This window comes from Metamycoplasma hominis ATCC 23114, assembly GCF_000085865.1.
In the GTDB taxonomy this organism is placed as follows: Bacteria; Bacillota_I; Bacilli_A; order Mycoplasmatales; family Metamycoplasmataceae; genus Metamycoplasma; species Metamycoplasma hominis.
This window is the reverse complement of the sequence record NC_013511.1, coordinates 393,223-409,208: the sequence shown is the minus strand read 5'-3', so window position 1 is coordinate 409,208 and position 15,986 is coordinate 393,223. Positions and strand designations below refer to the sequence as shown.

The following is a 15,986-nucleotide window of genomic DNA, read 5'->3' as shown; positions in this document are numbered from 1 at the left end:
AATTATGAGTCAAACAATTTTAAAAGTTACTAACAACAAGAAGCCAATTGCTTTTTCAGATGTTGACGGTACTATATATAAAAATTTTAATTTAAAGCAAGAAACTATTGATGATATCCATTTTGCAGTAGACAATGGATTAGATTTTAATATATGTACTGGAAATCCAATTCAAGAAAGAATGTTAAAACTAGCCGAAACATTAAAAGCAAGATATTTAATAGGATCTTCTGGTGCTCAAATTTTTGATATGCAGTCAAGAGAATATATTGCTTGTTGAAAAATAGATTTTGATACAACAAAATTGATTCTTGACATTGCTAAAAAAAATGATTTCCAAGTTCTCTTATGAGACAATAATAATTACTATTACACAAAAGATAATCAAAAATCAGTTGAATATATTTGCTCATATCACTTCATAAGCAAGGAATTATTACACTCGATTCCTAAATTATACAGAGGTGAATTTATTGAACCAACCAAGATTGAAATTTATTCAGCAGATGGAACTGAAACGGAAGAGTCAGCATTGCAAATGTTTGAAAAATTTAAGTCAATAACAAATTTGGCAATGATCCCAACAAATTGTAATATTGAAATATCGCCTTTAAATATTTCAAAAGGGTCTGCTGTTCTTTGAATGTTAGAAAATGTTTATAAGAATGTAGAAACATCTAGGGATGAAATAATGACAATCGGGGATGGAAATAATGATATACCAATGTTGTCTATCTCAAAATATTCATATGCAATGGCAAATGCAACACAAACCGTGCATGAACATAGCCACTTTCATACAAGTGCTGTTGAACAAAATGGGTTGGGAGAAGCAATACTTGATTACATATATAGATTAAAAAATATAACTAAAAAATATATGTTGCATGAATTTGAAAACAATAGAGGAGCAGAAAATGATTAAGAAACAATTAGGAATAAATCTAAAATTAACAGTTAGAGAATTAAATGTAGCTTTTGACTACGAATTTAAACCAATAGAAGCAGTTAAAAAAATTAATTTTGAACCAATATCATTTCCAATAACTTCAGGGATTTCTTTTTCTGAATTAGTGGATGTTTTAGGTGCATTTTTTGGCTTTGAAAAGAGCGTGGTATTTCATTGATATACAATTCCAAATTATTTAAAAACAATTGTCCCATTTGAATTTGTATTTGGCGATTTACAAGCATCACAAGAATTTTTGTCAGATTTAAACACTTTTAATTCTCTAAATATTTTTAATGATTTTTTAATAAACAACGATGAAGAAAATAAAAATTCTTTTGACTTCAAAAAATATGGACTTGAACAAAATGAAATTATTTTCTCTGCAATTTTACCTACAAAAGAAATTATTTCATTGGCATTAAAAATTGATTTTGTTTATGATGATAAAAGAGAATTTGATGAAGATTTTCAAATTGATCCTGAATTAATTAGCCAAAGTGTAATTTCTGAAAGAAAAGAAACTTTAAAATATTTAAAAGAATTAAAACAAAATGAATTTAAAAATTTTCATACAAATCCTTCAAATGATATTAACAACGTAATTAGAAGCGATTTTAGTAAATGAGACGAATTATTTGAATTATCAGAAAAACTTAATTTATTGCAAACTGAACCATCTAGTTTTAATTTTAAATTAACAAAAATAGAAAATGGTATTGATGCATGAAACTCAGTAGAAAATTTATTAGGAAACAAAATTTGAGCAATAGAAGAAGCATTCCCTATTGAACGTAGAATGTCAATAGAAGATTATGATGGTGGGTTTGGAACTAAAGAATTTTCTCTTGAATCTGAATTATCAGAAGACGAAGATCCTAATGAAAAAACAGATGATGGCGATTCAAATGAAGAAGAAATAGATATGAGTAGTATGGATGATTTTAAAAATTCATTTGTAAATTTCTTAGAAGGTTTTGATGATTTAAAACAACAAGCAAAAAAATTAAAAGAACAAATTGCTGATAACAAATTTATGTCTGGCTCTCCATTTGAAATGAATTATGAAGATCTAAGTATGGAAAAATTAGTTGATAGTATGTATAAAGCTGCCAAAGCAATTGGAAATGTTCGTGATGACGAAATGGTTGATTATTTCAAGGGCGCATTCGATGAATTGAGAGGAATGGGAATAAATAATATTCCTAATGACGGTTCATGAGAAAAAAGCATGCTAGAAAATTTACAAAAAATATTGCACCGTGATCTTTCAAAAGAAATTGCAGAAGTTGAAGAAAAGTATAAAAATCTAGCAAAGGAAGACCACAAGGAAGATCCAAAAACAAAATCAAAAGATAATAAAAACGATTTTGATGGCGAAATAAATTAGTTTAGTAATGAAGACGTATTATTTAAAATGTAAAAACAAGATTTGTTTAAGTTTTGAAGCAGATGAAAAATTAACAACATTGAGCAATATTAAATTGCTTGATGATTTTATTTTTATAAAGCAAAAATATAATGAATATTCACCAAGACAATGACTTGAATTCATTTTAAATATTTCATTAATTCCAATGCAAAGACCTAATTACAAGGGATTAATTGAAAACTTTTTAAATTATAAGAAATTAATTTTAAATAATAATTATTTGAATTTGTGCAATTCATTTTGGATATGTAGCCAAGAAGAAAGCAATAAATTAAATTGAGAAGATGTAAATTATTTTGATCATTTCAATAATGATTCTTGCAATTATTTTTTAGATTATAAAGCAAAATTAACAGAAACTAACAGACTACAAATTAAAAGCCCTAGTTGATTTATTGATGGCGACATGTTAAAAACATTAGTTGAGGTGGATGGCGAAATTCATTTATATAAACGAAATTCAAAATTTGCAAATAAAAACTTATACGATGTTTATAGTGAATATTTTGCAAGTCAAGTTGCCAAATTTTTGAATTTGCCGGCGGTTGAATATAAAATTACTAAGTATGGAAAGCATTTTGTTAGTGATTGCAAATTGTTTACAAACAAAGATTTTTCATTCATCCCATTTTCTAAAATCATAGATCCCAATAGTATTGATAATAATTTAAAACTATGTAGTCAGATTGCTTTTTATTATGGTAAAGAGCTATTTGAAGATTTAATGGTTTTTGATGCTTTAATTTGCAATGGGGATAGGCATTTAAATAATTTTGGCATGATGTTGGACAATAATAGCGGAATTTTAACAAAGCCAGCTCCAATATTTGATTTTAATAATAGTTTAATATTTGATTATCCTATTTATTTAAAATCAATTGCAAAAACTGCATTTTTAAATGACTATGAGAATCGCAAAACTAGGTTTTTTGAAAGTTTTAATCAACAACTAAAAATTTTTATTAGAAAAAGACATTTAGATTGAATCAAACAACTTAAAAAATTCAAATTTAGGCAACCTAATAAGATTAAAATGGATATGAAATACTTAAAATTCATTAATAAATTTTTTAAAAAAAGAATAAAGAAAGCAGAACAATATTTAATAGAAAAGGGTTATATCAAAGAAAATGAACGATAAAATAATAATAAAAGGTGCTAGAGAGAATAATTTAAAGAATATTAATTTAGATATTCCTCGTAACAAATTTGTGGTTTTTACTGGTGTCAGTGGCTCTGGTAAAAGTTCTTTAGCATTTAATACAATCTATGAAGAAGGCAGACGTAGGTATGTTGATAGCCTTTCTAATTATGCAAAACAATTTTTAGGTGGTACTAAAAAACCTAATGTTGATAGCATTGAAGGATTGAGCCCAGCAATTTCTATTGAGCAAAAAACAGTACATGTTAATCCCAGAAGTATAGTTGGTACTGTTACTGAAATTTATGATTATTTAAGATTACTATATGCAAGAGTGGCAAAACCTTTTTGTCCAAATCACAAAATTGAAATTACTGCTCAAAAAACAAAAGACATTATTTCTAACATTTATAAAAACCCATTAGGATCAACAATATACATATTAGCCCCATTAGTAAATAACCAAAAGGGAAGCCACCAAGTATTACTTAATAAACTAAAAAGAGATGGCTTTATAAAAGTTTTAATAAATGATGAGATTTATTTCTTAGAAAATGTTGATTCAATTAATCTAGATAAAAATAAACGTTGAAATATTGATCTGTTTATTGATAGAGTTAGATTATCAAATGATGATGATATAAAATCAAGAATATCAAGTGCAATTGAGGTTGCATTGGAGCAATCTAATGGTTTAATTTCAACTATTGTTAATGAAACTAAAAAGAATACCTATTCAATACATCATAGTTGCAGTTTTGGCGACTTTGATATGCCAAAAATTGAACCCAAATTATTCTCGTTTAATTCTCCAGCTGGAATGTGTCCTGAATGCAAAGGACTTGGTGTTATTCAAAAGGCAAGCTTTGATTTAATTTGTCCCGATAGACAGCTTTCTATAAATGAGGGGGCAATAAAGTATTATAGAAATTTCATGAATACTTACAATTTAGAATGGCAAGAATTTGACAAGCTATTAAATTATTATCATATTGATAAAGATCAACCTATTGATTCTTTATCTTCTTTTGAACTAGATATTATTCAACATGGGTCGCAAGAAGAAATATCATATGTGTTATTATCTGAAAGTGGTACAAAACGCGAGAAGTTTCAAGTTATTGAAGGTATTGTTGATAAATTACAAAGGAAGTATTTTGATACAAAATCACTAGAAGCTAGGGCTTATTATAGTAAATACATTGGAGATATTACTTGTCCTTCATGCCATGGAAAGCGTTTAAATAAGTATGCGCTGTCTTGCAAAATTCTAGATCTAGATATATATGAAATTTGCAATAAGTCGCTTGGAGATTTAGCAATTATTTTAGAAAGATTGCAGTTAAGTGATTTAGAAAAAGAAATTACTTCTTTAATTTTGTCTGAATTGAAACATAGAATTAAATTTTTAATTGATGTTGGCTTAAAGTATTTAACATTGAATAGAAAAGCTGAGACATTAAGCGGTGGTGAAGCTCAAAGAATTAGATTAGCAACACAAATTGGCTCTAATCTAACAGGTATTTTATATGTTTTAGATGAACCTTCAATTGGCTTACATCAAAAAGATAATGAAAAATTGTTAAGCTCTTTAAGAAAAATGGTTGAATTAGGTAATAGTTTAATTGTTGTTGAACATGATGAAGAAACAATTAGACAAGCAGATTATATAGTTGATATTGGTGTTCAAGCAGGCGAACATGGTGGAAATATTGTTGCATGCGGAAATGTTGAAAATATAATTGCATGTAAGCAAAGCCTAACTGGCCAATATTTGTCAAAAGAAAGACAAATAGAGGTGCCAAAATTTAGGCGGAGTGGAAATGGCAAAACATTGACATTAAAAAATGCAAAATTAAATAATTTAAAAAATATTAAAGTTACTTTTCCATTAGGAAAATTTATTGCAATTACTGGAGTGAGTGGTTCTGGAAAATCTACATTAATAAACGATGAACTAGTCGGGAGTCTTAATAAATATCTATTAGATCAATATTATGATATTCAAAGAGATAATAAACTAATTGGCCAAACTAACATTGATAAATTAATTCAAATTGATCAAAATCCAATTGGGCGTACTCCTAGATCAAATCCTGCAACATATACCGGTGTTTTTGATGATATTAGAGAAATTTTTGCAAATACCGAAGAAAGTAAAATTAGAGGATATACAAAATCAAGATTTTCATTCAATGTTCCAGGTGGGCGTTGTGATAAATGCGAAGGCGATGGTGTAATCAAAATTGCTATGCATTTTTTGCCCGATGTTTATGTGACATGTGACCATTGCAACGGGAAACGTTATAATCAAGAAACGCTAGAAATAAAATATCATGGTAAAAGTATTGGCGATGTTTTGGATATGACAATCGAAAAAGCCTATGCATTATTTATAAACAAGAGCCAAATTAAAGAAAAATTGCAAGTTTTATTAGATGTTGGACTTGGCTATATTAAATTAGGCCAAAATGCTACGACATTAAGCGGTGGTGAAGCTCAAAGGGTAAAATTAGCAACATACCTACAAAAAAAGCCAACAGGCAAATCTTTATATGTATTAGATGAACCAACAACTGGATTACATCCTTACGATATCTCTAATTTATTAATAGTATTAAATAGAATAGTGGACAATGGCGATACAGTAATTGTAATTGAACATAATTTGGATTTAATTAAATGTGCTGATCATATTATTGATTTAGGCCCTGATGGTGGGGACGAAGGAGGAAAAGTTATTTGCTCAGGAACACCTGAACAGGTCTCAAAATGTGAAAATTCGTACACGGGGCAATATTTAGTAAAACTTTTATAGTGATTATTAAAAAAAATTTTTTTGATTTGTATAATTTATAATTATATTTTAATGTAAGTGGCAAATTTATAAGGAGGGAAAATGCAAGTTAAAGATTGAGCGGGAATTCAATTAAAATTAGGCCCAATGAATGTTTATTCCTTAACAATGATGTTAGGAATGCTCACTGCTATATTGACTGTTTATTTTTTCTGAAGAAGAGAAAAATATACTTTCGAACAACTAACAATTTTGGTATTTATAGCACTTCCTACTGCTATTATCGGAGCTAGATTTGTATTCGTTATTCAACAACTAATTGAACATAAAGGTTGGGCAGATGGTCCTTGGTATAATGCATTCTTTATTTGAAAGGGTGGACTATCAATACATGGTGGTGTCATAACTGCTACAATTTGTTGTATTCTTTATATTCTATTTTCAAAAAATAAAAATAGAATTGATTTGAAAAAAGCAATTACTATAATTTTACCAGCGGTATTAATTGGACAAGCAATTGGACGTTGGGGAAACTTCGCAAACCATGAAGTTTATGGTGGCGTTATGGAAAAAGGCTCTGTTGCATTTGAAATATTGCCAAAATTAATTAGGGATCACATGTTTATTGATGGAAAATACCGTTATCCTTTGTTCTTCTATGAATCAATTGCAAACTTAGCTGCTTATATTATCTTAGTTTGAATATTGAATAATTGAAATTGATTACGTCCAGGAACTACTGGTGGTTTATATATTGTTTATTATGGAATAATTCGTTTCGGAATGGAACCTTTACGTGATGGCAGTTATACTATTTATAAAGTAATTTCTGCTTTATATATAATAGTTGGTTTGGTATTGACTGTAATGTTTGAATTCGTTATAAAATTGAATTACAATGTTTATAAAGTTAATACATATAATAACGAAAAGCTTTCAAAATTCTTTTACTTTATAGTTTATGAACCTAAAAATTCAAACTCATTTGCATTTAAAAAATCTACTACTAAAAATCAAATAGAAACTAAAACAGCAGCTTAATAATTTGCTGCTTTTTTAGTAATGGAGAAATATATGGAAAATAATAACTTATATGATGTTTTAATAATTGGGGCAGGGCCAGCAGGATTAACGGCTGCAATATATTTAGCAAGAAATGACATAAATGTTGCTTTTATTGAAGGCGGAGTACCAGGAGGAAAAGTTTCTGCTCAATCTAAAATTGAAAATTATCCAGGTTTTAGTTTTATAAGTGGTTTTGAACTTTCCAAAGCTATGCTTAAACAAGCAAGAGATAATGGCTCAAAATTTATTTACGGTAATGTAAAGGAAATTAATTCTATATCAGATATTGAAAAAGAAGTCATTTTGGAAAATGGCATGTCAATAAAATCAAAAGCAATAATTATTGCAACTGGCATGAAAGAAATTGTTCCTTTGGATGTAAAAGGTATTGAAGAATATAGAGGCAAAGGTGTATCATATTGCGTAATTTGCGATGGTCCTTTGTATAAAAATAAACCTTGTGCAATCATTGGTGGAGGTAATTCAGCATTCGAAGAATCGTCTTATTTAGCATCAATTGCCTCTGAGGTTCATATTTTTGTTCGTGATGGAATTATTGCAGAAAAAAAACTTGTCAATGAAGCAATGTCTAAAAGCAATATTTATATTCATGAAAATTCAACTATTAAAGAAATTTTGGGCAATGAAAAAGTTGAAGAAATTATTGCTAATATAAATGGAAAAGAAACAAAAATGAATATAAGTTGCATTTTTCCTTATGTTGGTTTTAAACCTAACACAGCATTTATAAAAGGTAAATACGATGAAATATTAAATAGCCGTGGATTTATTGAAGTTAATGAAAATATGGAAACTAAAATTCCTAATATTTTTGCAATAGGCGATGTTATTGTAAAAGATGTAAGACAAATTACAACAGCAACAGCTGATGGGACAATTGCTGCAAGAGCAATAAGTAATAAAATCGATAAATTATATAAATAAGATTTCTTCTTGTTTTCTTATTTTATAAATAAAAATTCGTAATAGAAATAATTACGAATTTTTTATTAATTTTGTATGTTAGCAACTTGTGGTCCATAATATACTTGGTTATTAAAATTTTTTTGCTTTTTTATTACTATTAAAAATAGTGATACTATTCTAACTATTTCACATAATAATAGAATTGGCAAACATAATGTAACAATAATAAGTATTATTGGAACTTTGTGTAATGACCAACTAGCTTTTGCTATTACTAACATACTAAATATAAAGCAAACATATAATAATATTGGCAATGCTAAAATTGCACTAATTAAGACCTTATTATTTTTATAAAAGTCTATTCAATATTTAGAAAATTCCTTTCAAAATGTTTCAAAACTGTCTTTATTATTTTTTATAATTCCCTTTATATCTGCAAGTGTTTCTTTTCAAATTGAAGAGAAACTATATATAACATAAATAAGTAATGCTAATGCAATAAGTTCTAAAATTAAACTAAAACTTGCTAATACTTTAGGAATCTTTGTTTTTTGTACCCTACTATCATTCATATCTAAAATTTTAATAAAAAATTTGTATTTTTTTTAATTTCGTATTTTTTTGCTAAAATATTAACAATAAAAAGCTGAATATTCATTCATTATAATAATTATAAAAATTGGAGGATTTATGAGCCCAACTAAAATTTTTGGATTAGGCGGAATGCAAGAAATTGGTAAAAGTACTTTGGTTATTCAATATGAAAATCATATTTTTATTATTGACACCGGAATTAAATTTTGCGATTCATATGTAACAGGTGTAAATGGTTCCATTCCAGATTTCACTTTTTTAGCAGAAAATCAAGATAAAATCGAAGGTCTTTTCATAAACCACGGACATGAAGATCATATTGGGGGTGTTCCATATTTAGTTCAGCAAGTTGATGTTAAAAAAATATTTGCACCTAGAATTGCTATTCAATATCTAAAACTAAAATTTGAGGATATGAAGATAAAACGTAATATTGAATTTATTGAAACTGAAAAAGATGCAGTTTGAACTTTTGGCCCTTGTCAAGTAGATTTTTGAACCGCCCAACATTCAATTCCTGATGCCTTTGGCATTAGAATTAAAACCCCTAATGGTTCATTAATGATGACAGGTGATTTTAGGTTTGACTACACACCTATTGGAAATTTTACAGATTTTAATAAACTTAAACAAATTGGCGACGAAGGCCTTGATGTTTTATTTTCTGATTCAACAAATGCTATGCGTCCAAATCATTCACCATCAGAGTCAGATATTTTAAAAGATATTAAAAAATATATGTTGGAAGCAGAAAAGAAAATCATTGTAACTGCATTTGCTTCTAATTTAACTAGAATTAAAGCAATTATTGAATTAGGCGCTTCTTTAAATAAAAAGGTTGTTGCCTTCGGCCGTTCTATGGTTGATGGAATAGATATTGGTAGAAGATTAGGCTATATTAATGTTCCGGACGAAGTGTTTATTGACAAAAAATCATTAAGCAAATTTGGAGATAATGAGTTATTAATTTTAACAACTGGTTCTCAAGGTGAAGAACTAGCTGGACTTGCAAAGATGTCATGAGGAAAACATCCAAATATTACAATAAAACCAAAGGATACTATTATTTTTTCATCTAGTCCAATTCCTGGAAATAGATCTAAAATTGAATTATTAGTTAATAGACTATATAAATTAGGCGCAATAATTCGTGAAAATGGTGTAGACGGCTATCTACATACCTCGGGTCACGCCTACAAAGATGAACATAGAAAAATTTTTGAATTGACTAGACCAAAATATTTTATGCCTTATCACGGTGAATATAGAATGAGCGTTGTTCATGGCTATACTGCTATTGAAAGCGGTGTTGATGCTAAAAATATTTTGATTGCTAGATTAGGGGATGTTTATTATTTAGAAAATCATCAAGTTCGTTTGTCGAATGAGAAGGTTTATTTTGGACCTGTTTTTATTGATGGCAATATTTTATCAAAAACTAACTCTCAAATTATTAAAGAACGTAGTGAATTAGGCCAAAACGGATTTATGCATGTTGTTTTAGCAATTAATAAAGAAAAAAATCTAATTATTGGTAAACCAAGAATAGTTTCTCGTGGTGCATTTTATGTAAAAAATTCATTGCATTTAATTGAAGAAGCAAAGAGGTTGGTTCATGGCGCTATATTATATACAATTAAAAACTCAAATGATTGAACTGTGCCTCAATTAAAGCAACTAATAATTGATAGATTAGCCCCATTTTTTTATAAAAATAAACGTAGAGACGTTGTTATTATTCCTACAATTTTGTTTACAAATCATACTACTGCAAGTATTGAAGAAGATCCAAACCTTGATGAAAATGTTATATTATTAGCAAAATCTACTAAAAAATAATAAATTTTTCTACTATTTTTAAAATAACAATGCTAATTTAAACTATATAATTTTGTTATGAAGTTATCAAAAAATCAAGAAAAAGTTCAAAATAAAAAACCGCATAGATTTTTAACTAGAAGATCAAAAATAGGCATTATTTCAGGAATCAGCGCAGTTATTGGATTACCTTTTTTACTAGGTATTACTTATGTTCTTGTTAATAATCATAAAAAAACTAATTCAAACAGTCAATTAATAATAATTCGTAAAGAAATTTATAAGCAATATTTACGTTCATTAAATTTAATTCATTCATTGCCTGATTATGGTGTATTTTGAAACTTAAAAGATTATTTTGAAAAAAGAGTTGCTCAATATGATTTTAAGAAAAAAATAGTGGATAAGAATGAACATATTTTTAGCCAATATATTGAAGATAAACAAGACAAGGAAACATTGGCTAAAATTTCTGATGATTTTAAAAATCTATATGAATATTTAGAAGATAATTTTAAGCAATACTTACTATTTTATAATGAAGCATTTAATTTAATTATTAATTTACATAAAAAGAATATATCAAAGGAAGATTTAATAAAATTAAATGATTTTGAAGACATGTTATATTCTAATAAAACAAATAATATTGATTTTAAAACATTGCAACTTAAGTTTGATGAGATAAAAAAAATATCTATTAACGATAAATAATGTTATTATCATACAAAAACATTTTAAGTTCATTATTGATTTTAATAGCATTTAGATTTGAACAATTTAAATCAAATTGTTCAAATTTTTTATTTATTCAATATCAAGACCTTAATAGTGATACATCAGCATTTACAATGTTTGAATGCATCGAACACAAAAATCCCCCTTTGTATAGTTTAAAATCTACAATATTTTCAACATTATTGCATTCAATACAAGAATTTAAGTTGGGCTTAAATCCTAAACTAGAAACAACTAAAAACAATAAATATGCTTCAACTTTATCAGACTTTGACAATATAAAATCTAAGCAATGTTCATATTCTTTAATAAGATTAATATTATTGCAATTATCAAGACAATTAAAGAAGGTTTTTAAATCATTTGCAATATTTAAAAGTCTATAATCTGTGGGAAAATTTTTTATTAATGAAGCAGTTTTTAGTCTAGGTAATAAATTTCTTGTTTCTGATTTAATGACTTCACAATTGACTAAATTTAAAATTAAAATTGATGGGCCATTTTTTGAATTAGTTTTATTTACCCCGGGGCAAAAAATTCTTTGAATGCCTTTATTTGTTAGTAATGATATTATTTCATCAAATTCATTAACATTTTGTTTATTAATTACAATTCCACTTAGCTCAAATTCCATATATTAAAATTATATTTTTTTACTAAAAAAACATTGATATTTTTTGTGTTTTAAGGTAAAATTAAATTACATGGCCAACTGCTACTACAAAGTAGAGGAAAATCCGCTCTAGCACTCGCTGTGATGCGAGTAGTGTTCATGCTAGACCCAATAAGTCTAGGCAACAATTAGTTGACGACTAGTGCAACAGAGACGAGCTTATTTAGTTAAGATGCAACGATGTAAACTCCATGAGCTAGAAACCCAAATTTTGGTAGGGGAACTGGGAACAAGGAACCGAACAAAGAACCCGGAAGCCGATTGGCTTAGATAAATAGTTGGCGCTATTAAAATAGTACAGAAAGCGGTTTATAGTGTCATAAAAAAGCAAGAAGTTAATCTTTTTGCTTTTTTATGTATTGACTTATTAGCGTTTTAGACATTTAATGTTTATTAATTATTTAATTATTATAAAATAATAATGTATAAAAAACTATCAATAGAATAAGGAGAAAATATGACACCTCATATAAATGCAAAAGATGATGATTTTGCAAAATTAGTTTTAATGCCAGGTGATCCTTTAAGAGCAAAGTATATTGCTGAACACTATTTAGAAAACGCTAAATTAGTGTCAACAGTTAGAAATGTTTTAATGTATACTGGCTTTTATAAGGGAAGAAAAATTTCTATTTGTGCTTCAGGCATGGGCGTTCCTTCAATTGGAATTTATTCATATGAATTATTTAGTCAATATGGAGTTGAAGCAATAATTAGAATTGGATCAGGTGGCTCATTCAAGGCTGATTTAAAAAATTATTCATTAGTTTTGGCAACTTCAGCATATAGTGATAGCACTTCATTCCGTAAAAATTTATTAGTCAATGATGAAAGCAATGTAGCTCTTCCAAATAGTGAATTAAACGATTCAATTAGAAAACATGCTAAGGAATTGAATTTAAAACTTGAAGAAGGAAGAATTTTATCGGAAGATGCATTTTATTCAGTATTTTCTGTTGAAGATAGAGTTAAAAATTCAGGTGGAGCAGTTGCTGTTGAAATGGAAGCATATGGACTATTTACAGTAGCAGAAAAATTGCACAAAAAAGCCGCAACAATTTTAACTATTTCTGATAATTTAATAACACATGAATATACAACCGCTGAAGAAAGACAAAATTCATTCAATCAAATGATGGAATTAGCATTATCAATATCAGAAGACTTTGAATAAATAGAAAGAAATAATTATGAGAATTATTGATATTATTAACAAAAAAGTAGAAAATCAAACTCTTACCAAAGAAGAAATTGATTTTTTCATTAAAGAATATGTAGCAGAAAATGTTCCTGACTACCAAGCTGCTGCTTTATTAATGGCAATCAGATTAAATGGTTTAAGCGATGCTGAAACAGCACAATTAACCGATGCTATGATGCACTCAGGCGAAGTACTTGATTGAAGTTATTTAAATAAAGTAATCGTTGATAAACACTCAACAGGAGGAGTTGGAGATAAAGTAAGTATTGCATTATGCCCAATTTTAGCAGCCTTAGGTTTAACTGTTGCAAAGATGTCAGGAAGAGGACTTGGACATACAGGAGGAACACTTGATAAATTAGAATCAATTGATGGCTATAATTTTTCAGTGACTGACCAACAATTTAGAGACCTAGTTGAAAAGCATGGTATTGCAATAGTTGGACAAAATCAAAAACTTGTGCCTGCAGATAAAAAAATCTATGCATTACGTGATGTAACGGGTACCGTTCAATCAATTCCATTGATCGCCTCATCAATTATGTCTAAAAAACTTGCAACTGGTTCAAACTGCATTTTATTGGATGTTAAATGTGGCAATGGCGCATTTATGAAAGATATTAATGAAGCAAAAAAACTTGGAAAATTGATGATTGAAATTGGCAAGAAATTAAATAGAAAGATTGCCGTTGAAATAACCAATATGCAACAACCTTTAGGAAAAACTATTGGCAATAAAATTGAAGTTTTAGAAGCAATAGATACATTAAATGGACATGGACCTAAAGATTTTACAGAAATTATTTACTCATCAGGTTCAACATTATTAGTTTTGGCACAAAAAGCTAAAGATGAAGTTGAAGCAAGAAAAATGATTGATGAAGTAATCAATAATAAAAAAGCATATAACAAATTTTTGGAATGAATTTCAGCACAAGGTGGAAACATCAAGGTTTTTGAAAAAGATTCAAAATGATTTAATCCTCAATATAAACAAGAAATTATTGCAAGTCAAAGTGGATATTTAAAAATAAAATCTGCAATTGATTTTGGATTAGTAGCAATGAAATTAGGAGCAGGTAGATCTAAAAAAGAAGATTCTATTGACTATGAAGCAGGAATTTATTTGAATAAGAGTTCAAATGAATATGTAAATAAAGGAGATGTATTATTTACATTGTATTCGTCAAAACCTATAAATCCAGAACTTCAAAAAGAATTGTTGTCTGCAATAGAATTTAGCGAAAGCAAGCATGACATTCAAACGGTTTTTGCTAAATTAATGTAATTAATTAAATTAACTTAAGGAAGAATATGACAGAATTAAACAAATATATTGACCACACAAATTTATCACCTTCTGCAACAAGCAAAGACATTGATAAATTAATTCAAGAAGCAATTAAATATGATTTTAAATCAGTATGTATTGCACCATCATATGTTAAGTATGCTAAAGAAGCATTAAAAAACAGTGATGTGCTTGTTTGCACAGTTATTGGTTTTCCACTAGGCTATAATGCAACCAGTGTTAAAGTTTATGAAACAAAAATTGCTGTTGAACATGGAGCTGACGAAATTGATATGGTAATCAATGTTGGAAGATTTAAAGATGGACAATATGAATACGTATTAAACGAAATCAAAGCAATAAAAGAAGCATGCAACGGCAGAACTTTAAAAGTTATAGTTGAAACAGCATTGTTAACAAAAGCTGAATTAATAAAAATTACTGGATTAGTAATGCAATCTGGCGCCGATTTTATTAAGACATCAACTGGATTTTCTTATAGAGGTGCTTCATTTGAAGACATTCAAACTATGAAGGAAACCTGTGGCGACAAACTTTTAATTAAAGCATCAGGTGGTATTAAAAATCTAGCAGATGCCCAAGAAATGATTAGATTAGGTGCAAACCGTTTAGGTATGTCTAAATCAGTTCCAGTTATGGAAGAATTATTTAAATTAGAAAAATAATAAAAAATAAAAAGAAAGTTGATAACACAAATATATGGTAAAAATTTTTCAGCATCCCTTAATTAACGCTAAATTAACAACGATGCGCTCAAAAGAAACATCTTACAAAGATTTTAGAGATAATTTGAACGAGATTGCTTCGTTGATGGTATATGAAACATTGAGGGACTATCGAACTAAGAAAATATCAATAACAACACCAATGAATGTTAAATATGAAGGTGAAACTCTTGATAGAGAAATTGTAATTATTCCTATTTTACGTGCGGGGCTTGGAATGTTGAATGGTATTATGGATTTGGTTCCTCAAGCTAGAGTTGGTCATATTGGAATGTATAGAAACGAAGAAACAAACGAAGTTGTTGAATATTTCTTTAAAATTCCAGAAGTACCACATGATAGCTATATTATTATTGTTGACCCTATGCTTGCAACTGGCTCATCCGCATGCGATGCAATAGCAAAATTGGATAAGTTAGGCTTTAACAATATTAAATTAGTATGTTTAGTAGGCGTTCAACAAGGTATTGATAAAGTAACAAAACAATTTCCTAATGTTGATATATATTTAGCTTCAAAAGATGAAAAATTGAATGAACATAATTATATATTACCTGGTTTGGGAGATGCTGGTGACCGTATATTTGGAACAAAAATAAAATAAATAAATT

Annotated in this window: 14 protein-coding genes, 1 other RNA gene and 1 pseudogene; 13 read left to right on the top strand and 3 right to left on the bottom strand. The window is 28.0% G+C overall.

All coding sequences use genetic code 4. The features are described from left to right. Positions 1-4: 4 nt before the first annotated feature. Genes MHO_RS01930 through uvrA form a run of 4 tightly spaced genes read left to right on the top strand, consistent with a single transcriptional unit; the run spans position 5 to position 6,340 of the window. The gene (locus MHO_RS01930; RefSeq protein ID WP_012855619.1) at positions 5-925 is read left to right on the top strand and encodes an HAD-IIB family hydrolase; all 921 of its coding nucleotides are present in this window, start codon (positions 5-7) and stop codon (positions 923-925) included. Continuing rightward, positions 918-2,339 (top strand): hypothetical protein, encoded by a 1,422-nt coding sequence (locus tag MHO_RS05585; protein WP_143763821.1) that lies wholly within the window; start codon positions 918-920, stop codon positions 2,337-2,339. Before MHO_RS01930 ends, MHO_RS05585 begins: the two co-directional genes overlap by 8 nt. A 7-nt stretch (positions 2,340-2,346) precedes the next feature. Next, positions 2,347-3,522: a HipA domain-containing protein gene (locus MHO_RS05580; RefSeq protein WP_012855617.1), complete on the top strand. Its 1,176-nt coding sequence runs from the start codon at positions 2,347-2,349 to the stop codon at positions 3,520-3,522. Next, positions 3,512-6,340: an excinuclease ABC subunit UvrA gene (gene uvrA / locus MHO_RS01915; RefSeq protein ID WP_012855616.1), complete on the top strand. Its 2,829-nt coding sequence runs from the start codon at positions 3,512-3,514 to the stop codon at positions 6,338-6,340. Before MHO_RS05580 ends, uvrA begins: the two co-directional genes overlap by 11 nt. Before the next feature lie 13 nt (positions 6,341-6,353). Here uvrA and MHO_RS05945 read toward each other — a convergent pair. Beyond that, positions 6,354-6,404 (bottom strand): annotated as a pseudogene (locus MHO_RS05945) (hypothetical protein); the annotation flags it as partial. Positions 6,405-6,421: 17 nt separating this feature from the next. On the opposite strand from MHO_RS05945, the gene lgt reads away from it, so the two are divergent. Both lgt and MHO_RS01905 read left to right on the top strand, forming a co-directional pair. Next, positions 6,422-7,360, top strand: a complete 939-nt coding sequence (lgt, locus tag MHO_RS05575; protein ID WP_012855615.1) for a prolipoprotein diacylglyceryl transferase — start codon at positions 6,422-6,424, stop codon at positions 7,358-7,360. A 33-nt stretch (positions 7,361-7,393) separates the two neighbouring features. After that, the gene (locus tag MHO_RS01905; protein ID WP_012855614.1) at positions 7,394-8,329 is read left to right on the top strand and encodes an NAD(P)/FAD-dependent oxidoreductase; all 936 of its coding nucleotides are present in this window, start codon (positions 7,394-7,396) and stop codon (positions 8,327-8,329) included. 65 nt (positions 8,330-8,394) lie between these two features. Here MHO_RS01905 and MHO_RS05570 read toward each other — a convergent pair whose 3' ends face one another. After that, on the bottom strand, positions 8,395-8,886 hold the full coding sequence (locus tag MHO_RS05570) for a hypothetical protein (RefSeq protein ID WP_012855613.1): 492 nt from the start codon (positions 8,884-8,886) through the stop codon (positions 8,395-8,397). A gap of 118 nt (positions 8,887-9,004) precedes the next feature. Between MHO_RS05570 and MHO_RS01895 the strand changes: the two genes are divergently transcribed. Further along, the gene (locus tag MHO_RS01895; RefSeq protein ID WP_012855612.1) at positions 9,005-10,747 is read left to right on the top strand and encodes a ribonuclease J; all 1,743 of its coding nucleotides are present in this window, start codon (positions 9,005-9,007) and stop codon (positions 10,745-10,747) included. Between the two features lie 57 nt (positions 10,748-10,804). Then, positions 10,805-11,440 (top strand): hypothetical protein, encoded by a 636-nt coding sequence (locus MHO_RS05565; protein ID WP_012855611.1) that lies wholly within the window; start codon positions 10,805-10,807, stop codon positions 11,438-11,440. Here the strand turns inward: MHO_RS05565 and recO are convergent. Then, on the bottom strand, positions 11,427-12,098 hold the full coding sequence (recO, locus tag MHO_RS01885; RefSeq protein WP_012855610.1) for a DNA repair protein RecO: 672 nt from the start codon (positions 12,096-12,098) through the stop codon (positions 11,427-11,429). The two genes, MHO_RS05565 and recO, sit on opposite strands and share 14 nt — an antisense overlap. Before the next feature lie 66 nt (positions 12,099-12,164). Here recO and rnpB point away from each other — a divergent pair. From rnpB to upp, 5 genes are all read left to right on the top strand, one after another. Continuing rightward, positions 12,165-12,454: RNase P RNA component class B (gene rnpB / locus MHO_RS03005), an RNA gene on the top strand. Positions 12,455-12,594: 140 nt separating this feature from the next. Continuing rightward, the gene (gene deoD / locus MHO_RS01880; RefSeq protein ID WP_012855609.1) at positions 12,595-13,311 is read left to right on the top strand and encodes a purine-nucleoside phosphorylase; all 717 of its coding nucleotides are present in this window, start codon (positions 12,595-12,597) and stop codon (positions 13,309-13,311) included. A 16-nt stretch (positions 13,312-13,327) separates the two neighbouring features. Then, the gene (locus MHO_RS01875) at positions 13,328-14,626 is read left to right on the top strand and encodes a thymidine phosphorylase (RefSeq protein WP_012855608.1); all 1,299 of its coding nucleotides are present in this window, start codon (positions 13,328-13,330) and stop codon (positions 14,624-14,626) included. Positions 14,627-14,652: 26 nt separating this feature from the next. Then, entirely contained in the window at positions 14,653-15,315 is a 663-nt protein-coding gene (gene deoC / locus MHO_RS01870) for a deoxyribose-phosphate aldolase (RefSeq protein ID WP_012855607.1), read from the top strand. A gap of 34 nt (positions 15,316-15,349) precedes the next feature. Next, positions 15,350-15,979 carry a uracil phosphoribosyltransferase gene (gene upp / locus MHO_RS01865; protein ID WP_012855606.1) on the top strand — a complete coding sequence of 210 codons (630 nt, stop codon included), beginning with the start codon at positions 15,350-15,352 and terminating at the stop codon, positions 15,977-15,979. Positions 15,980-15,986 lie beyond the last annotated feature (7 nt).